This is a genomic window from Desulfosarcina cetonica JCM 12296, assembly GCF_001311845.1.
In the GTDB taxonomy this organism is placed as follows: Bacteria; Desulfobacterota; Desulfobacteria; order Desulfobacterales; family Desulfosarcinaceae; genus Desulfosarcina; species Desulfosarcina cetonica.
Map to the genome: position 1 here is coordinate 21,684 of NZ_BBCC01000026.1, position 23,652 is coordinate 45,335.

At 56.6% G+C, this 23,652-nt stretch carries 26 protein-coding genes, 1 pseudogene and 1 riboswitch; of the genes and pseudogenes, 8 read left to right on the plus strand and 19 right to left on the minus strand.

The genetic code is table 11. The features are described from left to right. The first annotated feature begins 130 nt into the window (after positions 1-130). The 4 genes from JCM12296_RS08425 (at position 131) to JCM12296_RS08440 (ending at position 3,539) form a co-directional block, all read left to right on the plus strand. Positions 131-667 (plus strand): sensor histidine kinase, encoded by a 537-nt coding sequence (locus tag JCM12296_RS08425; RefSeq protein WP_054691502.1) that lies wholly within the window; start codon positions 131-133, stop codon positions 665-667. Further along, positions 664-1,248, plus strand: coding sequence for a sensor histidine kinase (locus JCM12296_RS08430; protein WP_054691504.1), 585 nt, complete (start codon positions 664-666; stop codon positions 1,246-1,248). The genes JCM12296_RS08425 and JCM12296_RS08430 overlap by 4 nt, the downstream gene beginning before the upstream one ends. Before the next feature lie 219 nt (positions 1,249-1,467). Continuing rightward, a riboswitch (cyclic di-GMP riboswitch) is annotated at positions 1,468-1,556 on the plus strand. 62 nt (positions 1,557-1,618) lie between these two features. Then, positions 1,619-2,716 carry a fibronectin type III domain-containing protein gene (locus JCM12296_RS08435; protein WP_054691505.1) on the plus strand — a complete coding sequence of 366 codons (1,098 nt, stop codon included), beginning with the start codon at positions 1,619-1,621 and terminating at the stop codon, positions 2,714-2,716. After that, positions 2,706-3,539, plus strand: coding sequence for a choice-of-anchor U domain-containing protein (locus JCM12296_RS08440; RefSeq protein WP_054691507.1), 834 nt, complete (start codon positions 2,706-2,708; stop codon positions 3,537-3,539). The genes JCM12296_RS08435 and JCM12296_RS08440 overlap by 11 nt, the downstream gene beginning before the upstream one ends. Here the strand turns inward: JCM12296_RS08440 and lpxB are convergent. From lpxB to JCM12296_RS43830, 16 genes and pseudogenes are all read right to left on the minus strand, one after another. Then, positions 3,480-4,745, minus strand: a complete 1,266-nt coding sequence (gene lpxB, locus JCM12296_RS08445; protein WP_054691509.1) for a lipid-A-disaccharide synthase — start codon at positions 4,743-4,745, stop codon at positions 3,480-3,482. The two genes, JCM12296_RS08440 and lpxB, sit on opposite strands and share 60 nt — an antisense overlap. A 7-nt stretch (positions 4,746-4,752) precedes the next feature. Beyond that, positions 4,753-5,712 (minus strand): Gfo/Idh/MocA family protein, encoded by a 960-nt coding sequence (locus tag JCM12296_RS08450; protein WP_157067472.1) that lies wholly within the window; start codon positions 5,710-5,712, stop codon positions 4,753-4,755. A 30-nt stretch (positions 5,713-5,742) separates the two neighbouring features. Further along, positions 5,743-6,147, minus strand: a complete 405-nt coding sequence (locus tag JCM12296_RS43815) for an LpxI family protein (protein ID WP_246804073.1) — start codon at positions 6,145-6,147, stop codon at positions 5,743-5,745. A 113-nt stretch (positions 6,148-6,260) separates the two neighbouring features. Next, positions 6,261-6,545 (minus strand): annotated as a pseudogene (locus JCM12296_RS43820) (DUF1009 domain-containing protein); the annotation flags it as partial. 25 nt (positions 6,546-6,570) lie between these two features. Further along, complete coding sequence (gene lpxA, locus JCM12296_RS08460) at positions 6,571-7,341, minus strand: acyl-ACP--UDP-N-acetylglucosamine O-acyltransferase (RefSeq protein WP_054691513.1); 771 nt, start codon at positions 7,339-7,341, stop codon at positions 6,571-6,573. Between the two features lies 1 nt (position 7,342). Further along, positions 7,343-7,783 carry a 3-hydroxyacyl-ACP dehydratase FabZ gene (gene fabZ / locus JCM12296_RS08465; protein ID WP_054691516.1) on the minus strand — a complete coding sequence of 147 codons (441 nt, stop codon included), beginning with the start codon at positions 7,781-7,783 and terminating at the stop codon, positions 7,343-7,345. An 18-nt stretch (positions 7,784-7,801) separates the two neighbouring features. Next, on the minus strand, positions 7,802-8,848 hold the full coding sequence (lpxD, locus tag JCM12296_RS08470) for a UDP-3-O-(3-hydroxymyristoyl)glucosamine N-acyltransferase (protein WP_054691518.1): 1,047 nt from the start codon (positions 8,846-8,848) through the stop codon (positions 7,802-7,804). Between the two features lies 1 nt (position 8,849). Next, positions 8,850-9,365, minus strand: coding sequence for an OmpH/Skp family outer membrane protein (locus tag JCM12296_RS08475; RefSeq protein ID WP_054691520.1), 516 nt, complete (start codon positions 9,363-9,365; stop codon positions 8,850-8,852). A gap of 145 nt (positions 9,366-9,510) precedes the next feature. Continuing rightward, entirely contained in the window at positions 9,511-11,139 is a 1,629-nt protein-coding gene (bamA, locus tag JCM12296_RS08480) for an outer membrane protein assembly factor BamA (protein ID WP_083455967.1), read from the minus strand. Next, positions 11,136-11,870 carry a POTRA domain-containing protein gene (locus JCM12296_RS08485; protein WP_157067473.1) on the minus strand — a complete coding sequence of 245 codons (735 nt, stop codon included), beginning with the start codon at positions 11,868-11,870 and terminating at the stop codon, positions 11,136-11,138. Before JCM12296_RS08485 ends, bamA begins: the two co-directional genes overlap by 4 nt. Next, the gene (locus JCM12296_RS08490) at positions 11,852-12,151 is read right to left on the minus strand and encodes a hypothetical protein (protein WP_157067474.1); all 300 of its coding nucleotides are present in this window, start codon (positions 12,149-12,151) and stop codon (positions 11,852-11,854) included. Before JCM12296_RS08490 ends, JCM12296_RS08485 begins: the two co-directional genes overlap by 19 nt. Positions 12,152-12,271: 120 nt before the next feature. Then, positions 12,272-12,868 carry an ABC transporter ATP-binding protein gene (locus JCM12296_RS08495; RefSeq protein ID WP_246804074.1) on the minus strand — a complete coding sequence of 199 codons (597 nt, stop codon included), beginning with the start codon at positions 12,866-12,868 and terminating at the stop codon, positions 12,272-12,274. Between the two features lie 165 nt (positions 12,869-13,033). Then, positions 13,034-14,269, minus strand: a complete 1,236-nt coding sequence (locus tag JCM12296_RS08500) for a lipoprotein-releasing ABC transporter permease subunit (protein WP_054691529.1) — start codon at positions 14,267-14,269, stop codon at positions 13,034-13,036. Positions 14,270-14,302: 33 nt separating this feature from the next. Next, the gene (gene lysS / locus JCM12296_RS08505) at positions 14,303-15,799 is read right to left on the minus strand and encodes a lysine--tRNA ligase (RefSeq protein WP_054691531.1); all 1,497 of its coding nucleotides are present in this window, start codon (positions 15,797-15,799) and stop codon (positions 14,303-14,305) included. Between the two features lie 380 nt (positions 15,800-16,179). Next, positions 16,180-16,404, minus strand: a complete 225-nt coding sequence (locus JCM12296_RS43825) for an FKBP-type peptidyl-prolyl cis-trans isomerase (RefSeq protein ID WP_246804075.1) — start codon at positions 16,402-16,404, stop codon at positions 16,180-16,182. Beyond that, on the minus strand, positions 16,404-16,694 hold the full coding sequence (locus JCM12296_RS43830) for an FKBP-type peptidyl-prolyl cis-trans isomerase (protein WP_246804076.1): 291 nt from the start codon (positions 16,692-16,694) through the stop codon (positions 16,404-16,406). The genes JCM12296_RS43825 and JCM12296_RS43830 overlap by 1 nt, the downstream gene beginning before the upstream one ends. A 175-nt stretch (positions 16,695-16,869) precedes the next feature. Here JCM12296_RS43830 and JCM12296_RS08515 point away from each other — a divergent pair, with 175 nt between their 5' ends. Next, the gene (locus JCM12296_RS08515; RefSeq protein WP_054691533.1) at positions 16,870-18,249 is read left to right on the plus strand and encodes an aspartate ammonia-lyase; all 1,380 of its coding nucleotides are present in this window, start codon (positions 16,870-16,872) and stop codon (positions 18,247-18,249) included. A 45-nt stretch (positions 18,250-18,294) separates the two neighbouring features. Here JCM12296_RS08515 and JCM12296_RS41545 read toward each other — a convergent pair whose 3' ends face one another. The 3 genes from JCM12296_RS41545 to JCM12296_RS08525 are packed head-to-tail and all read right to left on the minus strand — an operon-like array spanning position 18,295 to position 20,809. Further along, complete coding sequence (locus JCM12296_RS41545) at positions 18,295-18,471, minus strand: hypothetical protein (RefSeq protein WP_218188015.1); 177 nt, start codon at positions 18,469-18,471, stop codon at positions 18,295-18,297. Next, positions 18,435-18,905, minus strand: a complete 471-nt coding sequence (locus JCM12296_RS08520; protein ID WP_218188016.1) for a 2-oxoacid:acceptor oxidoreductase family protein — start codon at positions 18,903-18,905, stop codon at positions 18,435-18,437. The genes JCM12296_RS41545 and JCM12296_RS08520 overlap by 37 nt, the downstream gene beginning before the upstream one ends. Beyond that, positions 18,902-20,809 (minus strand): thiamine pyrophosphate-dependent enzyme, encoded by a 1,908-nt coding sequence (locus JCM12296_RS08525; RefSeq protein ID WP_054691535.1) that lies wholly within the window; start codon positions 20,807-20,809, stop codon positions 18,902-18,904. Before JCM12296_RS08525 ends, JCM12296_RS08520 begins: the two co-directional genes overlap by 4 nt. Before the next feature lie 367 nt (positions 20,810-21,176). Between JCM12296_RS08525 and JCM12296_RS08530 the strand changes: the two genes are divergently transcribed. The 3 genes from JCM12296_RS08530 to JCM12296_RS08540 all read left to right on the plus strand — a co-directional run bounded on the left by JCM12296_RS08530 (position 21,177) and on the right by JCM12296_RS08540 (position 23,421). Further along, positions 21,177-22,595 (plus strand): radical SAM protein, encoded by a 1,419-nt coding sequence (locus JCM12296_RS08530; RefSeq protein ID WP_054691537.1) that lies wholly within the window; start codon positions 21,177-21,179, stop codon positions 22,593-22,595. Positions 22,596-22,789: 194 nt separating this feature from the next. Next, positions 22,790-23,047, plus strand: coding sequence for an acylphosphatase (locus JCM12296_RS08535; protein ID WP_281491960.1), 258 nt, complete (start codon positions 22,790-22,792; stop codon positions 23,045-23,047). Between the two features lie 29 nt (positions 23,048-23,076). Continuing rightward, entirely contained in the window at positions 23,077-23,421 is a 345-nt protein-coding gene (locus JCM12296_RS08540; RefSeq protein ID WP_054691542.1) for a hypothetical protein, read from the plus strand. The last annotated feature ends 231 nt before the right edge of the window (positions 23,422-23,652 follow it).

Below are 23,652 nucleotides of genomic sequence, written 5' to 3' on the forward strand. Positions count from 1 at the left end.
TGATGTCTTTGCGTTTTCTCTTTGCCTTGATGCTGGCCGGGTCAACGCTTACCTATCAGCTGGCCCATCGCCTGAACTTCACGGCGACGTCCGTCGTATTACTCTATGGGGTATCGGGGGTCATCCTTTTTTGTCGGCCATCTATGCCATTGTCTCGCCGATGGTTCAGAGGCACCAGCGATTATTCGCCTATGCCCAGATTTGCCTTGATGCCCTTTGCATCGATTTGATCATCTATGTGACCGGCGGTTCCACCAGTGTCTTCACCTTTCTCTATCTTCTGGTGGTGGTCTATTCCAGCGTGTTTGTCTTCAAGCGCGGCACGCTTTGCGTCGCCGGTTTATGCAGTGCGCTATTTACCGCATTGTTGATTTTGGAATTCAATGGAACCCTCAATCCGTTCGGCCCGGGTGGCGGGGGCAGCGGCACCCTGACCGGTCTACAGTTGGTTCAAAAATGCGCCATCATGGTCGTCGCCTGTTTTTCGGTGGCATTGCTCAGCGGTTATCTCTCCGACCAGGAGCGGCGTTCAAAGGCGGAACTCGTCGCCATGGAAGCCCATCTCCTGCGGGTTCAGAATCTGGCACAAATTGGTGAGATGGCTGCGGGACTGGCCCATGAAATCAAGAACCCCCTGCCTCCCTGTCGGGGGCGATCCAGATTTTGAAAAGCGAACTGAGCGCCGATCGAGACAATATGCGCCTGATGCAGATTGTCCTAAGGGAAACCGATCGCCTTGGCAGCCTGGTCAACAACTTTCTCACCTTCGCACGACCTTCTGCCGGACGCACCCAAGCCGTTGATTTGACCCAGGCCCTGGCCGAGATCATAACCCTGTTCGAGAAAGACAGTTCAGTCGGTCAACGCATCAAGATCGACTTCAACGCGCTTGCCGAGGCTCCCCGCATCGATATCGATCCCTTGCAGCTTCACCAAGTGATATGGAACCTGTTGTTGAACAGTGCCGAAGCCATCGTCCAGCAGGGACACATCTCGGTTACTGTACAGAAAATGAAAAATGAGCGCATCCTGGTCGAAGTCGCCGACAATGGCTGTGGGATGGATGAAACAACGCTGGATACGATTTTCAATCCGTTTTATACCACCAAACCCAATGGTACCGGCTTGGGGCTTTCCATTGTCTACCGCATTTTAGAGACATATGACTGCCATGTGGATGTTCAAAGCAAACCGGGTGTCGGCAGCCGATTTTGCCTCTATTTCAAACCGTCCCAACCACCGCAATGAATGTTTGTGGGTGGTATGAAATCATATACATCCCACCTGTCTCATGTATGCGATGTTGAACATTCCCGGCCCGCTAAACGCGCGCCCCTCATCCACAGCTGAGCCTAACCCGGGAAAAACGATATTTTATCCGGTAGTTGGGTTCTTTCTTCGCTGGTGCCCAGCATGGCATAATTCATGAAGATACCCTTCACGTAAACAGGTTTTCAGTAACCCCATGCTCGAAAAGGGCAAAACATCCGAAAGGATGTGACGCAAAGCCAACGGCCTAAGTCCAGTGATCTGGAGATGGCGGCAGGGCTGCCGAGCGGACACAGCATCCTCTGAATCTGCTGATGATCGCACGGCTTTTCAACGGAGAGATGCGAAAATGAAATTTTTTCCCCATTGCTTTGTCCGGATCTATTTCATCACCTTCACACTCCTTTTCATCACCACGACAACAGCCCTAGGGGCGAATGTTACCCTTCAATGGGACGCAAACAATCCGCCCCCCGAGGGGTACCGTGTTTTTGCGCGCGAAGCGGGCCAAGCCTACAATTACCAGACGCCGCTTTGGGAGGGTGAGACGACGACCTGCACGTTGATCGGGCTCGTTGAAGGGACCACGTATTATTTCGTCGTTCGGGCTTACCAAGGTGCGCTTGAAAGCGCCGACTCGGAAGAAGTCTCCTATACGCCTGCGGGAACAACCCTCAATCAGGCACCGACGGCTGTTGCCGGATCTGTTCAGAATGTCTACGAGGGAGATGCGGTGACCTTGGACGGGTCCGCTTCAAGCGATGCCGATGGCGTCATCCTCAGTTATCAATGGGTCCAAACCGCTGGAACCAACGTCACTTTAAGCGGCGCTTCACAATCTCAGGCGACCTTTACCGCACCTGTCGTCGAAAGCGATGGCGACGCCTTGACCTTCCGGTTGACGGTGCGTGACGATGACGGTGACATTTCCACCGCAACCACGACGGTGAACGTGTCAAAATCCAGCAGTACGGATGCCGATGGCGACCATGTGCCTGACGTATTGGATCTGTATCCCAATGACCCGACGGAATGGGCTGACCATGATGGCGATGGGATCGGCGATAATCAAGACGACGATGACGACAATGACGGCATGACCGATGATTGGGAATCGATCTATGGCCTGAATCCGCTTGAGGATGACAGCCTGTTGGACGCCGACGGAGATGGGGTCAGCAACCTGGCCGAATTCCAGGCCCAAACCGATCCCTCGGCATCTTCCACCAACACGGTGCCCGATGCCCCGCTGATCGAAGAAGCCTCCCCAGAGGAATTCGTCGGACTCACGCCAGTATTGGTTTCCGGGGCTTACTTTGATCCGGATAGCGACGAACATTATCAATCCCAATGGCAGATCAGTGCGGAAGCCGACTTTTCCGAATTGGTTCTGGATGAGACGAGCACGACGCAGCTGACCACCTACGGTGGGAGAGATGGTCCTTGAGTATGATACGGTCTATTACTGGCGGGTGCGGTTTATCGACGATCGCAACGGGCAATCCGATTGGTCGGCGGTCTCGATGTTCATTACCGCCGAGAATATGGACGATGTCGATACCAATGGAATCCCGGACGACCAGGAGGTCGGTGGCGGTCTCGATCTGGATCAGAACGGGATCGATGATACCCTGGAAAATAGATTCAGACTGTTCAATTCTGTGGACGGTCAAACCACGCTCGGCATCAAGGCCGAATCCGACAATATCGTGCTGTTTTCCGTGAAATCGCTGTCTTCGGCAACCGTTTCCGATCAGTCGGTGACCATGGGCTTTGGCCTGATCGGCTTCAAGCTTTACCTTGACGAGGTCGGTTCCTCGGCGACGGTAACGATCTACTTCTCGCGTCAAGTCGCAAAAAATGCGCGGCTTTTCAAATACGCTGCCGACAGCGGATGGCAAGTCTATGAACATGCGGTATTCGCGAAAAATCGAAAGAGCGTTACCTTGACGCTGGTCGATGGGGGGATCGGGGATGAGGACGGCGTTGCCAACGGCATTATTGTTGATCCCTCGGGCATCGGCACGGTGGATTCCACGTCCTCCGACGCCGTTTCCACATCCAGCACCAGCGCATCTTCGGGCGGTGGTGGGGGTGGCGGCGGTGGTGGTTGTTTTATCACCGTCAGTGCCCAGGACGCCGCCTGGCCGGCGTCCATGCCATCAACGGCAGCGACCTTCATGATTCTGCTGCTATTGACGGCCGGCGGCCTATGCGCCGTTTTTCATGTGTCCAGTCCCATTCGGGGCCGGCATGAGGACAAACGTTAATCGCGGATGGGAAATAAACGCCAAGGCGTCCTTAAACATCCCGGATGGATGCACATCCGGGATGTTTTCTTTTTTTATCAGGTTAAAGGCAATCCGGGCCACGCGGTCGGATGCGCCAGGCCCCCCTAACACGTTTCTGACGCGCAGCAGTTCCGCCCTGATTTGATTCAATCGCTTGGGGTTGTTCAGCATTCCTGAAACGGTGGCGGCGATTTCAGCAGGGGAGGCGTCTGCCTGGATCAATTCGGGAAGCAACGACTTTTGGGCGATCAGGTTGACGATGCCGATATGTTTGACTTTGATCAGTCGTCTGCCCAGCCAGTAGCTTAAGGGGGAGACTTTGTAGATGATGACCAGGGGAATGCCATGAAGGGCCGCTTCCAACGTGACCGTGCCCGAGGCGGCGACAAGGAGTTGGCTTTGTTTGAACAGGGTGCTTGCCGGGCCCTTGACCACCTTGATATCGAGTGGTTCTGCTATCCGGTTGACGGTGTCATCGATCAGTTTCGCATCGATGGAATCCGCGCAAGACACCAAGAACCGGGTCGTGGGACAATCCTGCCGAATTTTCTTGGCGGCGGCGATCATCACCGGGAGGAGCGTCGTGACCTCTTTTTCCCTTGATCCCGGCAAAAGACCGATGGTCGTCGGTGATGGCGTGGATAACCGGGTCATGTCCGCCGCCTGCGGTTGAATTCGATCCAACAGGGGGTGACCGACAAAGGTAACGGGGACACGATGTTTGAGGTAAAAGGGGAGTTCAAACGGCAGGATGACGGCCATGTGATCCACCAGGCGTTTGATCGTCTTTACCCGATTCTGACGCCAGGCCCAGATTTGGGGGCTGATGTAATAGAGCACCGGGATGTTTTGCCGTTTGGCGATGGCCGCAACCCGAAAGTTGAAATCCGGGTAATCGATCAGAATCAAAAGGTGGGGCCTGAGGCGTGATAGGGCGTTTTTCACCCGCTGCATGGCCTGCCGGATCGCCGGCAGCTTGGTCAAGACCTCCGTAATGCCGACGACCGAAAGGGTATTGGCATCCAGCAGCAACTCAACCCCCTCGGCACGCATGGCACTGCCGCCGATACCGCACAGAAACACCTGGCGGTCGTATCTTTTCAAGGATTCCGCCAGCTTGGCGCCATGCATGTCTCCGGAAGCCTCGCCGGCGATGATCATGATGCGTTTTGAAGACATTTTCATGGGGATATCAACAGGCAACGTGCTGATTGGTTTCCTGGATCTGGTTCATGATCGAAAGCGCGATAGCCAGGGCATCACGTCCCATTTGGGCGGTCACCAGCGGTTGATGGCGATGCCGCACCGCATGAACGAAGGCTTTCAACTCATCGTCCAGGGCATCGCCCTTGTCAACGGTCAGCACCTCGATGCCCATTCCCGGAATCAGTCCGCCGGACTGGCTCTCGTCGGGATGGACATGGGTGATCTGATGATTGGCGAAATCGATGGATATGTAGGCGTTTTTCTGAAACAACCGGAACTTGCGTTCATTTTTCGCCGAAATCCGACTGGCGGTCACATTGGCGACGGCACCGTTGACAAATTCCAGGCGGGCATTGGCAATGTCGATATTGCCGGAAATGACGGGAATCCCTGCCGCATGGACCGATTTGATCTCCGACCGGACCAGGTGCAGGATCAGATCGATGTCGTGGATCATCAGATCCAACACCACGCTGACATCGGTGCAGCGTCCCTGGAAAATACTCAGGCGATGGGATTCGATGAAGCGGGGTTGAACGATTTTTCCCCGAAGGGCGACCGCCACCGGGTTGAAGCGTTCCAGGTGGCCCACCTGAACAATTCGGTTCTTGGCCTGGGCGATGCGAATCAGATCGTCCGCGTCTTCAAGCCGGCTGGTGATGGGCTTTTCGATGAGGACATCCACACCCTGATCGAGGAAGTCCCGGGCGATCCGATAGTGGTCCGGCGTCGGTGCGGCGATACTGACGGCATCGACTTTCCCGAAAAGGGCCTGATGATCCTGAAAATGAAGGGTGGCATTGTCGCGTGCCACGGCTTGGCCTTGTGCCGTATCCGGGTCAACCACGCCGACCAGCTCCACATCGGGCATATGATGGTATTTCTGGGCGTGGAACTTTCCCAGATAACCGACCCCCACGACACCGATACGCAGTTTCGAATCCATCGGTTTCATTAAATCCTATAATTCTTTCTTTTATTCACAGACGATGGTGATGTTATTGGCATCGGCGCTTTGAATCATTTCCGCACGATCGAAAACGACGGTTTTTTCAGCTTCGATGGCCAGTACGCGGACATCCGCCTGAATCATGGTTTCAACCGTGCGTATGCCCACCGAGGGCACGTCGAAGCGAAAATCTTGATTGGGCTTGCAGACTTTGACCAGCACGGCCTGACCCCGACCCAAGCGGCCGCCGCGTTCGATGGTGGCGTCGGTCCCGTCGATGGCTTCGACCGCCAGAATACTGCCGCCCCCCACGACAACGCTTTGTCCGATATCCAAACGACCGATCTCCCTGGCCACGGTAAACCCCAATTCAATATCCCGCCGTTCCGCCCGGGTCGGTTTGCGTCGGGTCCACACCCCTTTTGTGGCCAACAGCTCGGGGAGCAGGAAGGTCGATGGCGCAATGGTGATGCCTTCACCCTCCAGGCGTCGGCAAAAGCGCGCATAATCGCATCATCATGGGTGTGGCGCATGCCCGCAATGATCGCAATGGCCTTCATATCCGGCTTTACGTCGGAAAACAGGCGGGTTTTCCGCACGGCGCCCAGCATCACCGCCCGACGGATATCGTTTTGTTTGAAGAAGCGAATCAGCCGTTTGACCTGGCCCAGGTGCAACCACTCGATCTTTTCCGATAGCGCCGCCAATTCCGGATCTGCCTCGTTGACATAGGCTGCCGTGAACACGCGAAAATCTTGCTTTGTGGCAATCCGTGAAAACAGAAGTGGAAACTGGCCACTACCGGCGATGAGCCCGATTTTTTCGGTCATGAGAAAATTACCGTCCGGGGACGCATTATCGGGTAATCCCCCTTTCGGAGGCCTTGATGAAGCTGATGAAATTTTCGACCTCCGGCACGAGTTCCACTTCGGCCCGAACCCGGGAAATGGCTTCGTTGAGCGTCAACCCGTAGCGAAACAGAATGCGATAGGTTTTCTTCAATGCCGCCAGGGCCTGTTCGGAGAAACCATGGCGTTTGAGACCGACGCGATTCAGACCGTGCAGGACCGCGCGGTCGCCGGCCGCGATCACATATGGGGGAACGTCTTTAACGACGGCGGACTTGCCGCCGACAAACGCATAGTCACCAACCCGGACGAACTGGTGGATGGCCACCAGGCCGCCAACCGAGGCGAAGTCACCGATGGTGATGTGGCCCGCCAGGGTGGAGTTGTTGGCCATGACGACCATTTTTCCCACATGGCAATCGTGGGCGATGTGCGTATACGCCATCAGGAAGGATTTGTCGCCGACTTCGGTGACACCGCCGCCGGGTTCGGTCCCCCGATGAATGGTGACGAACTCACGGACGGTCACGTTGGCCCCGATTTTTACATAGCTCTCTTCTCCCCCGAATTTGAGATCCTGGGGAATGGCGCCGATGGCGGCAAACTGAAAAATCCGGCATCCGGGGCCAATGGTGACGAAGGGGTCGATCACCACATGGGCGCCGATCCAGGTTCCGTCGCCGATGGTGACATGGTCACCAATGATCGAGTAAGCGCCAATCTCCACCTCGTTTCCAATTTTGGCGGTGGGACTGACAATTGCAGAGGGGTGAATCATGTTAATCTCCATACGCGGCCATCAGTTGGGCTTCGGCGACAATTTTTTCATCGACTTTGGCGACCCCGGCCATCTTGACGACTTTTGATCTGAGTTTGAGCATTTCCAGTTCAAGGATCAGTTGATCCCCCGGAACGACCGGTTTCCGGAAGCGGACTTTGTCGAATCCCATGAACAGGATCAGCTTGCCCTGGTTTTCCGGCGGATGGGACTGGGTGACGAGAACGCCGCCGGCCTGTCCCATGGCCTCGACAATCAGAACACCGGGCATGATCGGCGTGTCGGGGAAATGCCCTTGGAAGAAGGGCTCGTTGATGGTGACATTTTTAAGGGCGACGATGCGTTCATTCTTGACGAATTCGATCACCCGGTCCACCAGCAAAAAGGGAAAACGGTGCGGCAGGTTCTGCATGATCGAGTTGATATCAAATACCGTATCCATGAATAGGCCTCCGCTGGGTCAAGTGTTCGCGATGATTTTTTCGAGGGCAGCGATTTTCTTTTCCAGCTCGCTGATCTGTTTTTTCATGTCCGGCAACGCCGGGACGATCCGCTGAACGCGAAGCCAGGTGCGGTGTGGCATTGACGGCAGGCCGGAGGAGACCACTTCGCCGTCGGCGATGGGTTTGCCGACACCCGTCATCGGCCCCACGGTGACATGGTTGCCAAGGGTCAAATGCCCGGAAATCCCGGCCTGTCCGGCCAGAATGGCATGATGACCGATTTGCGTGCTGCCGGCAATGCCGACCTGGGCGACAACCACGCTGTCTTCACCGATGACCACATTATGGGCGATATGAACCAGGTTGTCCGTCTTGACCCCTCGCTGGATCCACGTTCGGCCGAAGGTCGCCCGATCGATGGTGTTGCCGGCCCCCAATTCCACGTCGTCATCGATCTGCACGATGCCCATCTGGGGGATCTTGTGGTAGTGCCCGCCATCGGGGACGAAGCCGAACCCATCGCTGCCGATGACGGTTCCCGGGTGGATGGTGACGCGATGGCCGATGCGGCAGCCATGCATGATGGTCACATGGGGAAAAAGGGTCACCTCGTTGCCGATCCGGACATCCGGGCCGATATAGACGCCATCGTGAATGACGCAACGATTGCCGATGGTCGTGCCCTCGCCGATGGTGACAAACGCACCGATATGGACCGCCTCGCCGAGGTGGACATCTTTGCCGATCTGTGCCCGGTCGCTGATTCCAGGCGCCGGCGGGACCGTTGGATGGTACATGGCCACCACCTGGGTGAATGCAAACTGGGGATTGTCCGCAAGGAGCAGATTGATGCCCGGCACCGGCTTGCATGTCCGCGGCACGATAACCGCGCCCGCCTGGACGGCTGAAATCCGGTTAAGGTATTTGCTGCCGGTGGCAAACGTGATCTGGTCCGGCCCGGCCTCATCAAAAGGTGCCACCCCGGTAATGTGCTTTTGCCCATCGCCGGCCAGGTCGCTGGCGATCCTGCCGGCAATTTGCGCGAGTGTATAGTCGAATGCCACCTTATTTGCCCTTTTTTCCTTTCAATGCATCATGCCGTTTGATGACTTCGTCGGTAATATCGATATTGGACCGGGAATAGATGACGCTACGTTTGTCCAGGATCATCAGGTAGCCGCCTGATTTCCCAATATCATCGATAATTTGAAGCGTCTGTTCCTGGAGCCCGCGCATCAAATTGTTTTTCAGTTCCTGAAGGTCCCCCTCGTACTTTTTTTGCAGACTTTTGAAATCACCGATCTTGATCCGGAAATCGCGTTCCTTTTGCTCGCGCATGTCCTTGTCCATCACCATGGCTTCGCGTTCGAGGGTTTTCTTGAGTGCCTCGATCTCGCTTCCCTTCTGCTTGAGTTCGGCTTCCATCTTTTTGCCTTTGGCGTTCAGTTCAGCCTTGATGGATTTACCCGCATTGGAATCGTCAACCAGACGCTGGAAGTCGACCAGGCCAATCTTGACCGAATCGGCACCGAAGGCCGTTCCGCAAAAACCATCATCGAGATCAGGGAAAATATCATCCATTTGCTTGCAGATCGCATACGAACTCCTTTCCATCCTTGCATCATGTGGTGTTGAAATATCCAACACGTTGGATTATCGGGCCAATCCAACGGGCTGGCAACCGGTCGCTGGGGGGACCGCCCATGTTTGCCGGTTTGGCCTTGTATCAGAAGGCGGCACCCATAGAAAATTCCCATCTTGCGCTGGAATCCTCGTCATCGCGCGGATCCAGGATATGGCCGGCTTCAATGCGAATCGGTCCGATGGGCGAGTACCAGCGAATACCATACCCGGCACTTTGACGAAGATCGCCGAGATCGATGGTCTCGTCGGCATAGACATTGCCGGTATCGTAAAAGATCACCCCAACGACGCCCAAGTCCTTAACGATGGGATAGGTGAATTCGAGGTTGAACTGAACATAGGAGAGCCCGCCTTCCTCGGATTCTTCCCCATCGCTGTTGATCGTTGGGATATTGATATCCTGATAGTCGAACCCGCGGATGGAATTCATGCCTCCCAGATAGAACTTTTCATAGTCCGGCAAGGTATACCCGTCGATCTGGCGGACCACACCGGTCTCGCCATGCAGGAAGGTCACCAGGTCTTTGAAGACAGGGATATACCAACCCAATTCGGCGGTGACCTTGTTGAAACCGATGTCGCCACCGAGGCCCGCATAGGTATAAGTCAGCCGGTGATTCTGGCCATTGGTCGTGTTAAAGGTCTTGTCTCTGGAATCGTAAGAGATGGCCGTCGTCACGGCGCTGGTGGCGTTGGTGCCTTCCAGGGCCTTGATATTGTCATTGGCGTCATCGTCGATGTCATCCAGATCGGTAATGTCGTAGCGATAGGCCAGGGATGCCCGCGTGTAGTCCCAAATGGGGTAGCTGAATCCGATGGTGCCACCGCGGCTCGTCCGGTCGTAGGTGTCGTATTCGCGGGTCTGGCGATAGAGACTGGCGGTTCCGGCCAGGGGGATGTCGAATAACCACGGCTCGGTGAAGCTGAGGTTGTAAAGATCCGACGAACCGCCAATCTGTCCGCTCAGCTTGAGAATTTGTCCACGGCCAAACAGGTTGCGCTGGGTAACCGACCCGGTGACGAAAAAGTTGTCAACCGTCGAGTAGCCCGCCCCGAAAGTAAAACTGCCGGTAGGCTTTTCCTTGACTTCCACCTTGACGCGCATGCGATCATCCGCACTGCCCTTGGGCGTGTCGACCTTGACATCCTCAAAATAATCCAAGCGGTTCAGGTTACGCACACTGCGTTTCAGGCGGCTGCCGGAGTAAAGCTGTTGCTCATAGATGCGCAATTCCCGCCGAATGACCTTATCCCGGGTGCGTGTGTTGCCGACAATCTCGATGTCCTCGAAGTAGACCTTCTCACCTTTGTCGATGGTATAGGTGATATCCACCAGGTGGGTTTGGTCGTTCTCCTTGGTCAGCGGGTTGACGCTGGCATAGGCATAGCCCGCATTCGCATAGACATCGGTCAGGGAGACAATGTCCTGACGAACCGTTTCGCGGCTGAAATAAGGTACCTTGGCGATTTTCAGGAAGGGCATGAGCTTTTCTTTGGGGACGATCAGAAGATCCCCTTCGATGTCGATTCGACCGACGCGGAAACGCTCGCCCTCTTCGATCTTGAAGGTGATGTGGATCGATTGGCCGGTAAAATCCACCACGGGATCGGCGACTTTGGCATGGATGAACCCGTTGGTTTGATAATGGGCCATGATCCGGCCGGCATCCTGTTTGAGGTCTTCCCGGTTCAGCTCTCCGGAAGAGGTCAGCCAGGAGAAGAATCCTTCTCCGAGGTTTTAATCAGCTTGAGCAGTTCTTTGTCACTGAAGGTCGTGTTGCCTTCGAAGGTGATCTTGTCGATTTTCACCTTGTCGCCCTCTTCGATAATAAATTCGATATCGGCCTGGTTGTTCTCCTGCTCGTGGACGGCATAGGTGATTTTGACGTTGTGGTAGTTTTTTTCCTTGTACATGCTTTCGAGCTGGTCGATATTGGATTTGAGCGTAAAAATATTCAATATCGAGCCGGTGCTGATACTCAAGTTCTCACGCATTTTTTCATCGTCGAAAACCTGGTTGCCGCTGAACGAGATCCTGCGGATGGTCGGTTTCTCGGTCACATGAAAGATCAGGGTTTTCCCCTCGGGGGTTGTCTCGGTTTCCACCCGGATGTCATCGAAGTAGCCCATCTTGTAGATATTTTTCACATCTTTGGCGATTTCGCCGGCGCGCAGGACATCACCGGTTTTGACCCGGATCGCCCGTTCAATGGCATCGGTTTCGATGCGGCGGTTTCCTTCGACCCGCACCTGGACCACCAGATCCTGACTATACAGCTTGCGTAAGAGCTTTTGAGCGGATTTGTTGACCAGGGCCCTCAGGCTTTCCATGCCGGCCCCGGCTTCATAGACCGAGAAAACCGGCTTTGTGTCTATGGATGGGGCCATGCTGACATCCAGGCTGATACTGTCGCCGATACGGGTCAAACTGCCCCAGACCACATAATCGGCACCCGCATCAAGGGCGATTTGGCGAAGCGTTGCCGTTGATGCCGCCGTTGGCGAGCTTCGTGCCGTTGCGCCGCGCCGGCGTCGACCATGACAGCGCCCTCGGCCTGAAGGGCTTCCCGGATATATTTCGGAATATCCTCCTTCAAGTAAGCCAGATCCTGGCTGGTATGGATTTCAAAAGGCAGAACCAGCACGCGGACCGGCTCGGCGGAGAAGGCAGGGTGGATCCAAAAAAGGAAAATCAACACTAAAAGAGAATAACGCCTCAACATGACATCCCCCTGGATGGTTGCGGTTCCGTTTCGAGCATCATCCGTTGGTTTGGCAGCATTTTCGAGAAAAGCCGGCAAGACTCTGTATTCATCGATTTTTACCCGCGACTATATCGGTTTTCATATCGTTAAGGAAGTGGCAAGCGTTGCCGGTTCATCGAGTTCATGTAATTGGCCGTTCATGATGGTCACCCGTCGTGAAACCAGCGCGGCCAACGCGGGGTTATGGGTGACCACCACCAATGCCATGCCCATCTCCTGGTTCAACTCCATGAGCAAGGCGTGAATCAGATCGCTGTTCTTGCGGTCCAGGTTCCCTGTGGGTTCGTCGGCCAGCAAAATATCCGGTTGCATCACCAGCGCCCGCGCCAGGGCCACGCGTTGCTGTTCACCGCCGGAAAGTTCCCCGGCGCGGTGTTCGAGCCGCGATTCAAGGCCCACGCGAACCAGGATCGCTTTTGCCGCTTCCATGGCCGGCCGTTTTTCCATACCGCTGATCAAGGCCGGCATCATGGCGTTTTCCAGGGCCGTGAATTCCGGCAGCAGGTGATGGAATTGGAAGACGAAACCAATCGTGCGGTTACGGAAACGGGCCAGTTGAATATCGTCGAGCTGGAGCACGTCCTTGCCCGAATAGCGGAGCTCCCCGCTATCGGGTCGATCCAGCGTGCCGAGGATGTGCAGCAGGGTGGACTTGCCGATGCCGGATGCGCCCACGATGCCGATGGTCTCTTGGCGGTCCAGCCTGAAAGACAGGTTGTCGATGACCTGGATCCGGGCGCGCTGTGGTTGTACGTCTTGCCGATGGCAATCGCTTGAATCAACGGGTCACCGTCGGATGATCGATGCCGGTCGGCGTTCACCGTGGATGGGCGATGGTTTCTATCCATGGCGCAAGGCCTCCACGGGATCGACACCCGCTGCCTGTCGGGCCGGGTAGATGGTCGCGGCGAGACAAATGATCAGGGCACAACTGGCGATCATCAAAACATCCGTCATTTTGAGGTTTACCGGCAACGTCGTGATATAATAAAGGTCGGCGGGGAGATGAACAACGTCATAGCGCTTCAATAGCGAACAAAGCGTCACACCGGATACCGTTCCCAACACGATCCCCCAACAACCGATCACCAGTCCCTTGATGACAAAGATCCGGCCGATGGCGCTGGCCGTTGCCCCCATGGTTTTCAATATGGCGATATCCTTTCGTTTTTCCATGACCATCATGACCAGTGAACCGGCGATGTTGAATGCCGCCACCAGCACGATCAGGGCGAGGATGATAAACATGACGGTCTTTTCGAGTTGCAGGGCTGAAAAGAGATTCCGGTTCATCTGCTTCCAGCCCTCAATGGTGTAGGCATCGCCGAGTTTTTGGGTCAGCCGGTGGATCGTCGCATCCACCTGGTCGATGTCATTCAGACGAATTTCGATACCACTGACGGCGTCAGGCATGCGGAGCATCTTCTGGGCTTCGGCAAGGTCGATGAAAGCCAGCGTACCGTCGAATTCATACATGCCGGATGCGAAAAGGTCGACCACCTGAAACTTGACCATGGCCGGAATATGCCCGACCGGGGAGAGCATCCCCCGGGGAGAAATCATGTATAGCGTATCTCCGCGGACGACACCCAGGCTGGCGGCCAGTTCCTTGCCGAGAATGATCCCCGGAAGGTGCCGGATTTTCCCATTGTCATCCTTGACGGTGTTCTGCTCGGCAAGACGACCGCTGTTCAGGCCCTTGATGAACTCCCGAGCGTGGTTTGCATCAACGCCTCTCAGGACGGCGCCTGCCGCCCGGTTGGTGGTTCGCAGGACCACCTGGGTGGTGATGAACGGTTCCGCGGATTTGACGCCGGCGGTTGCTTGCACCGTCTGCAGGACCGTCCGGTAAGCATTGAAGGAATGGTTTTTCCGGGTGATGACGATATGCGGCCGAACCCCCATGATGCGGGTTTTCAGGTCGGATTCGAAGCCGGCCATAACGGCAATCACCACGATCAGCGCCATCACACCCACCGTCACCCCGGCAATGGACAATGCGGAAATCAAGGAGATGAAGGCCCGTTTCTGACGCGTCCTGAGATAACGCCCGGATACAAATGCCACAAATGACATGCGATAGCCAGTCCCGTCTGGGTTTTTCGACCCTTACGCGGTTTTGGGGACGCTTGCCCTGGGTTTCATGTGCGGGAACAAGATGACTTCACGAATGGACGGTGCGTCGGTTAGCAGCATGACCAATCGGTCGATGCCGATGCCTTCGCCGGCCGTTGGCGGCATACCGTATTCCAAGGCTTCGATATAATCATCGTCCATGTAATGCGCTTCACTGTCACCGGCCTTGCGATCCTCCACCTGTTGAAGGAAGCGTCCGCGCTGGTCCTCCGGATCGTTGAGTTCGGAAAAGCCGTTGGCCAGTTCCCGGCCGGCGATAAACAGCTCGAAACGTTCGGTCAATGCGGGGCTGACATCGCTTCGCCGGGAAAGCGGAGAAACCTCGGCCGGATAACCGGTAATGAAGGTGGGTTGGATCAGGTGGGGCTCGACCAGGGCGTCGAAGAGTTTAGTGATCACCTTGCCGAGCCGTTCCGTTTTGGTCACCGTGATACCCTTTGAAACGGCGAATTCAAGCAATTTGGCCTTGTCCGTCAAAATGGCCGAATCCACACCCCCGATTTGCTCCAGGGCATCGAACAGGGCCATGCGCTTCCATGGGCCTCCCATCTGAATCTCATGCCCCTGGTAGGTGATTTGCGTGCCACCGGTAATGGATTGGGTAATCTGCGCCAGCATCGTTTCGGTGAGGTCCATGAGATCTTCGTAGGTGGCGTATGCCTGGTAGAACTCAACCATGGTAAATTCGGGATTGTGGCGGGTGGAGACGCCCTCATTGCGGAAATTGCGGTTGATTTCAAACACCCGCTCAAAGCCGCCCACCACCAACCGTTTAAGATAGAGCTCCGGTGCGATGCGCAGGTACAGGTCGATATCCAGCGCGTTATGGTGGGTAACGAAGGGAGTCGCCTCGGCGCCGCCGGGAATCGGCTGCATCATGGGCGTCTCGACTTCAAGGAAATCCCGGGAGAGAAAGAACTCGCGCATGGCCTGGATAATGCGGCTGCGACGGATGAAGATCTCCTTCACCTCGGGGTTCATAATGAGGTCGATGTAGCGCTGGCGGTATCGCTTTTCAGGATCTTTCAATCCATGAAATTTTTCCGGCAAAGGCCGCGTGGATTTGCAGAGGAGCTCCAGGTGGGTGGCCAGAAGGGTCCATTCACCGGTCTTGGTCCGAAACAGGCTGCCCTGGATGCCCACGAAATCCCCCACATCAAGGCGCTTGAACAGCTCATAGGCCGAATCGCCAACCTTGTCCTTACGGATGTAGGCCTGCATGAGACCGCTGCGATCCTTGAAGCGGACGAAGGCGGACTTGCCGAAACGGTTGATGGCCATCATCCGACCCGCAACGGTAAATACGGTGGCGTCCTCGCTTTGGTCATCGGCGAAGTTTTCGATATGGGTGCTGATATCGTGGATGGTGTGACTGACCGTATACCCATTGGGGAAAAGGTTAACCCCTTCTTCTTTCAGGCTTTCCGCTTTCGCTTTGCGTTTGCTCAACAGATCTTTTGCGTTGTCCATGCTGTCTCCGCTGTGAATGCACGCCGCATCCGTAATTACAAAGGGCGATATCTTGCCGATGCGCCCTGGTCGATCGTCGTGTTGCGCCTGGCCGGCGCTGCCCGTTGCCGTTTTCGCGCGGCAGCCGGCCAGGAAATTGTAAACCCCTTCTGCTATCGTATTTGGGTGATGGTGTCAAGGTGCCCATAAAACATGCAAAAAGGCGAGAGGGAGACTGGCTGAGAAAACAGATGAAAGAATGCTCCCGAGGATGGTGCAACAGAAAGAAAAGGGCTGGGAAGAGGACAATCCTGGATTGACAGCGGGGTCGCCGCCTAGATGAACCGCGCTTCCCATGGGCAATCTTCCCGACGGCGAGAAGATTGCCCATGGGTTGTGGTTTAGCAGCCGCAGCCGCTGCCACCGCAATCGCAGCTGCCGCTGGGGCACTGATCGCTGTTGCAGCCGGCGTGCTGAGGGGTACCCGTTTCGCTGATGCCCACGACTTTGAGGGCAAAGGTCAGATTCTGTCCGGCCAGGGGGTGGTTCAGGTCGAAGACCACCTTTTCGTCATCGATGCTGTCAACCCGTGCCGGGATCTGCTGGCCCTGGGGGGTATTCAACATCAAGGTCTGACCCACTCCGGCGTGACGCCTACGGGGACCTGTGAACGGGGAAAATCGACCATACGCTCAGCATCCCGATGGCCATAGGCCTCTTCAGGAGGGAGGGTGACGGTTTTGGTTTCGTTGATGGCCATACCCATGAGGGCCGCTTCAAATCCCGGGATGACGCTACCGGCGCCCATTTGGACCTCCAGGGGGTGACGCCCCTCGCTGGAATCAAACACCTCGCCGCTATCCAAGGTCCCGGTGTAATCGACACTCACGAAGAGACCGTTTTCAACTTTCTGCATGCCAACCTCCATTCATTTAATGTAAATAGTTCCGGACAACATGACCACGAATCCCCCCGTGTCAAGAAATGCATTCACTTGTGCATGCTTGACAGTGATCGAATTTGCCGTAGGTTCGAAACAGACCCTTTCATGCCGAATCCGTCATGACCATTACCCCTCAAGGAGGTTTGAGATGCGAATCGAAAAGGACTCGCTGGGCGAGAAGCCGGTTCCCGATGACGCCTGGTACGGTATCCATACCTGCCGGTCGATTGAAAATTTCGATGCTGCCGGCGAGGTGCTGCCGCTGTCGATCGTTTACGCCATCGTGCGCCTCAAGGCGGCTTGCGCGACGGCCAACGAAACGCTCGGTCTCCTGGATGCCGAGCGCGCTTCGGCGATCAAAGCTGCCTGTGCGGCCATTCTGGCCGGTGGGTACGCGGATCAGTTTCCCGTCGATGTTTTTCAGGCCGGTTCCGGGACGTCCACCCAGATGAACGTGAACGAGGTCATCGCCAATCTGGCCGCCGTCAAACTGGGCGGCGCACGCGGTGAGCGGGAACGGGTCCATCCCAACGACCATGTGAACAAGGGGCAGTCGACCAACAATATCTTTCCATCCGCCATTCGCCTGGCCGGTGTGCAATTGAATCGGGATCTGACAGTGGCCATCGACGGGCTGGTGGCTTCCCTCACTGAAAAGGCGAACCAATTTGCCCCGGTGGCCAAAAGCGGGCGCACCCACCTTCAGGATGCCGTGCCCATCACCTTGGGCCAGGAATTCGGGGCCTATGCCCACAGCCTGGAAAAGGCCCGGGCACGGCTGGCCGCGGCGGCTGACGGATTGCTGGAAATCGGCGTGGGCGGAAATGCGGTGGGGACCGGAATCAATACCCAAAAGGCCTTTCGATCGCTGATCGTCGATGCCCTCAACCAGACCACGGGGTTTGCTTTCAGGGTGGCCGAAAACGGCGTCGAGATGACGCAGTTCATGACCGACATGGGGCAGATGTCCGCCGCCTTGCGGCTCTTGGCCATGGATTTGCTAAAGATAACCAATGACCTGCGTCTGTTGGCCTCCGGGCCCAATACGGGGCTGGCCGAGATCCGGCTGCCGGCCGTGGAGCCCGGATCATCGATCATGCCGGGCAAGGTCAACCCCAGTATCTGCGAAGCCGCCAACATGGCCTGCATCCAGGTGGTCGGTTACGATGCAACCGTCGCCATGGCCTGCGGTCTGGGGCAACTGGAACTTAACACCCACATGCCGCTGATTGGCACCAACCTGATCAAATCCTTCGGCGTGTTGACCCGTACCCTTAAGATGCTGGATGAGCGCTGCATCCAAGGGATCGCGGCGAATGCAGCCGTCTGCCAACGCAATTTTGAATCCAGTGCGGGGCTGGCCACCATTCTCAATCCGGCTCTGGGATACGATCGGGTGGCCGCCCTGGTCAAGGAGGGGCTGTCCTCCGGCAAGAATCTCAAGACCCTGGTGCTGGAAAAGGCATTGCTGAACGAAAAGGCCCTGGACGATCTATTGGCCGGTGCCTTCGGCCCCAACTTGGATTAGGTGCCCGGTCGGATGGTCTGGGTGGACGAATCTCCGAACCATGGGCTATGGCGAATCCGATGGGGGCGATGCGGGTCCCGCCATGCGCAGGTGCTTATCAAAGATGGCCATGTTGCTGTTTAGCATACGATCGGTCATCAAGTCGGCCATGGCCGCCTGATAATGGACGGTGTCGATGCCGGGAATCAGCCGCTGGCCGCAGATTTCGGCCAGGACGACCATGTTCTGCATCCGGATGTCGGGAAGATCGGCCTGGAACACCGCGTGGACCTGGATTCCCTGTTTCCGGGCGAAGGCTCGATTTCCGCCGGGCGGGTTTCGGCCGTCTGATTCAGACGCACGGAAAGGGGTTGCCAGGATGTGTTGTAATAGACCAGTACGCCTTTTGGCTTCAACTGGGTTGCCATTGCCCGCAAAGCCTCGTGACGCTCCAGAGCGATGACCAGATCGGCTCGGCCGGCAGGCACCAGGGGCGAAAAAATTTCCGTTCCCAGGCGGATGTGAGAGACGACAATTCCGCCGCGTTGGGCCAGTCCGTGGGTGTCGACGCTTTTCACCGCATGCCCGGCATGATCCGCCGCCCGCAGGATGGTTTCACTGATCAAACCGATGCCCTGGCCACCCACGCCGGTCAGGTAGATGTTGAAGGCCTTCATGCCGCACCTCCTGGGTTGGACTTGCCTGGGTCTGACTTGCCGGCCGGGACGATGGCCTGGGTCGGGCAGGTCTGAATGCAACTGCCGTCACCGATGCAAAGATCGGTATTGATGGTCACCTTGCCCTGATCATCCCGGTTAAAGGTGGGGCAGCCGAAGGTCTCCACGCAGGTATGCACGCGCTCGCACACGGTCTGGTCGATAACCACGTGACGCTGCTCGTAGCCGGCGGTCTTGCGCCTTTCGCGGGTGAACTTGAGCATGCAGGGATGCCGGGCGATCACCACACTGAAGTCGTCAATGGCGACGGCTTCGCGCACCAGTTGGGTCAACTTGGCCTGCTGGTAGGTATCCACGTCGAAGATGTGCTTGACTCCCAGACCGTCCAGAACCTGGCGGACGGGAATCGCATCGGTTGGCGTGTTGACGTTGCGTCCGCTGGCGGCGTGGTCCTGGTGTCCCGTCATGGCGGTGGTGCCGTTTTCCATCAGGATCAGGGTAATCGGGTGCCGGTTGAAAACCGCATTGATGATCCCGGGCAGGGCCGCATGGAAGAAGGTCGAGTCACCCATGAAGGCCACGACCTTGCGACGGGTGTTGAACAGACGCAGGCCGCTGGCCATGGCCGTGGATGCGCCCATGCACATGAGCAATTGCCCCATGGCGTAGGGGGCCTGAAATCCCAGGGTGTGACAACCGATGTCGGCCACGGTGATATCCGTTGGGGCAAGCGCCTGTTTGATGGCGTGGAATGCGCTGCGGTGGCCGCAGCCCGGGCAAAGTTGGGCCGGCCGGGCCGGTGCCGGATCGTCGCGCCGGATGAGAGTTGACGGCGCCACCATGTCCGGCCAGATGCCCGCGATTATCTGGCGTACCTTGTCCGGGGTATACTCGCCGACCCAATCGTCAAGATCGGTCTTGCCGATGATCTTCACCGGCAGGCCTTCGTCAAAGGCGATGGCCTTGATCTGAACCTCCAGCACATCATCCAGTTCCTCGAGAATCTTGACCGCTTGATGGTGATTCAAAAAATCGACAATGGTTTTTCGGGGCAGGGGATGAACGTAGGCCAGTTTGAGAATGTCGGGGCGATGGGCCGCGTCGTTGACGACTTCCATCAGGGAGAGGAACGGCAGCCCCATGGTGATGATCCCGCGTTGGCGGTTGGCGTTGTCCACCAGGCGGTTGAGCGGACTCGCCTCGGCCCGCTGGCGTACGCTTTCGAGCCGTTGCAGGGCTTTGCGTTTCTGCTCCAGGGCCATGTGGGTCAGGGGAATATAAGGGCCGTTGGCCGGGTCGAAGCGCGGCGCATCATCCCGTGGTTCAGGATTCCAGGCGCCGAAGGCCACTTTTTGCTTGGCATGGCAGACATGCGTGGTCAGACGCAGGATCACCGGCATCTTCAGCGATTGGGAAAGCCGCGCCGCCTCGCGGTAGAAGTGGTAGACTTCGGCCGGATCGGCCGGTTCGAGCACCGGGGTGTAGCTGAGCTTGGCGTAGTGGCGGTTGTCCTGCTCGTTCTGGGAGGAGTTGGCCCCCGGGTCGTCGCCCAGCACCACCACCATTCCGCCGATGATGTTCATCAAGCTCAGTTGGACGAAGGTGTCGGCCGCCACGTTGAGGCCGACGCTTTTGAAGAAAACAGTCGCGAGATGGCCGTTCAGGGCCGCCCCGTAGGCCAGCTCGGTGGCCACTTTTTCATTGGTGGAGAACTCGAAATAAAAAGGACGCTGGTCTTGGGGCATCGTGCCGATGGCGGTGGCGATTTCCGGTGTCGGCGACCCGGGATAGGAACTCACCACGCGGGTGCCCGCTTCCACCATGGCCCTGACGATAGCGGTATTGCCCATCACGATTTCCGAAAAAGGCTCTCGCCTGAGCAGCATTTCTCCCATATGCTTCATGGTGCGTCTCCTGATGCGGGATGGTCAATCCATCTGGCTGGTGGGGCGGATAAATCTGATGAACTCGTAAAAAACATTTCCGACGGACTCGTAACAAGCCCGAGATCAAGGCTTGCGAATCCTTAAGGAATGAGGCGTACTTTTGCGTACGCCGCAGTGACGAGGGATACGCGTAACGCCGATATCGGGCTTGTTACGAGTCCGTCAATCTTGGTTATCACTGTAGGCCCATCAGGAAAAGTTGTCAAATGACGGCCGCCTTTGGATACCCGTGACGCGGCTCGAAAATCGCGCTTGAAATCCACCGGTTTCTAACCTATAGAAATGCATCGTTTCCCGATGACGTGTCGTCATGCTGAGGGGCCCCATGGCCGATTTGCAACTGTCCGCTTGGCAAGAGCAAATGGTTTGCGTGAACCGTGCCGAATACGGCGATGCCGTCGACGCGATGCATTGGGTTTCTCAGGCCGGTGCCGTGGCGGCCGAAACCGAGCGCGGCCAGCGGCTCAAGGCCATGGAACCCCGATTAAGGCTGGCATTCAACGCCACCAAACCCCATCTCGGCCCGCTTTCTCCCGGGTGTCGCATCTGCGGTGAAGGCGGCTGGTCCTGCCTTTTCATCAACGGGAAATGCAATTGTCGTTGCTTTTACTGCCCCACCCCCCAGGCGGAAATCGGTGTGCCCACGACCAACCGGATCTCCTTTGCCCAATCGGCGGATTATGGCGACTATGTTTTTCAAATGGCATTCGACGGCGTCAGCATCAGCGGCGGTGAGCCGCTCTTGACCCCGGAAACGACGCTGCGTTTCCTGGATTCGATCAACCGAATCCGGCCTCGGCCGCGACACCTCTGGATGTACACCAATGGAACGCTGTTGACCGCCGATCTCGTCAAGCGCCTGAAAGCAGTGGGATTGGACGAGATCCGCTTTGACCTCAGTGCCGCCCAATACGACACGCAAAAGATCCGCCTGGCGGTGGGGCACATTCCCGTTGTTACCGTGGAAATCCCCGCCATTCCGGAAGATTTCGCACGTCTGGTCGATCTGTTGCCGCGTCTCAAAACCCTTGGCGTCAATCATCTCAATCTGCACCAGCTTCGTATGACACCTTATAATCGAACCCGTTTGGTCGACCGCGGCTACACTTTTCTGCATGGCGAAAAAGTGACCGTTTTGGAATCCGAATTGACGGCCCTGGCACTCATGCAGCATGTCGTCGAGCATCGGCTCGACCTTTCGGTGAACTATTGTTCGTTCGTTTTCAAGAATCGGTTCCAGAAGGCCGCGGTGCGTCGCCGCAGTGCCCGGCTGATGGCCAAAGCCCATGAGGATGTCACTTCCAGCGGGTATATTCGTGCCACCTGCCTGGTTGGTGACCCGGAACGCCTTGGGCGCCAGGCCGAGCAGTTGAGCCGGACTGGCGTGGAGACGTCCCTGTGGGCCATCAACAGTGCCAAGGACCGGCTGTTCTTTCATCCCTCGCTGTGGCGACAAATGACCGCCGCCGGACTGAACATGGGGGTGACCTATTACGAGGCGCTGTTGTGCCCCCATATTTCCTATCGACGGGTATTCAAGACCATCGACGTCAACCGTGAAAAACGCATTTTCGTCGAAAAGCAGATCGTTTGCCGTGAAATCACGTTGGATGTCCGGCAGCAGCGCCGATTCGAGGCCCTGGTGATCCATCCCGATGGTCTTGCCCACCCCAAACCCACTGAAAAAGAAACCGGCTTTGAAGACTATGAGTTCATTGCTCCCGGTCTGCAAACCTACTTCTAAGCCGGCATGGGCGTTCGACCTGAAAACCCAATTCCAGGCGCAAACGCTGAAGGCGCGCCCGGCGTCTTGACATCCCGTGGCATGGCTCATATTCTGATTTCACCGACGGCAATTTCGTTTCGTCCACCGTTTGAATAAATTCTCAAGGAGGGCTTCGTGACGACAAATACCCGTGTCCAGCATACCAGGCCCATTTGATTGTAACGGGCCGAGTCCAGGGGGTTTTTTTCAGGGTGGAAACCCAACGGGCGGCAAGCCAATTCGGTGTGCACGGCTGGGTGCGGAACAAGCGCGATGGCACAGTGGAGGCGATTGTCGAAGGACCCGAACTGGATGTCATCGCATTGATCAATTGGTGCCGCAAAGGTCCCCCTCGGGCCCATGTGGAACGGGTGGACGTCACCTGGGGGGACTACCAGGGCGAATTCGACCATTTTGATATTCGCTATTGAGGCTGTATAGCTGAATAAAGGAGGCCGACATGTCAGCGATGACTTCACTGCAGAAGGCTGAAAAGTTCGAAATTGAGAAATACAGCGCGCCCAAGGATGTTCATTCCCTTGCCAAGACCCATGTGCCATACACCGGTTCACCGCAAAAACACCCCCGGGATGCGGATCAGATCATTCTGATTCCCGATCCATACAATGACCTCGGTCCCTATCTGGAATTCAGCCGGAACGACATCACCCATGTGGAAAAGCTCGCCAATGTGGTCAACATGGCCGGCGAAACCGTTACCATGGCGCGTATCTGGGTAAAAAAGGCAGCCTGGCGATTCAGTGCACGCCCTTCCGGGTTGCCGCGCTCTGATCCCTTTTCTTGACGCTTACGCTGCCGGGGCCGCCCGTGTGCCTGGTGGCGCAGTGGCTCGCTGGGCGGTCTTTTGCACCCACCATGGCCGCTAAGACCGCTGCCCGCGAGCCACCAGGCCGGCCATCATTTGCAAAAAATGATAAAATAAGGCATGATACGATCATCCTTGACGATGCGCTGTGACGACCGGCCATTTCCTGACAGTCTGTTTTTCCTCATTTTCGAGCCACTCCCATTGACC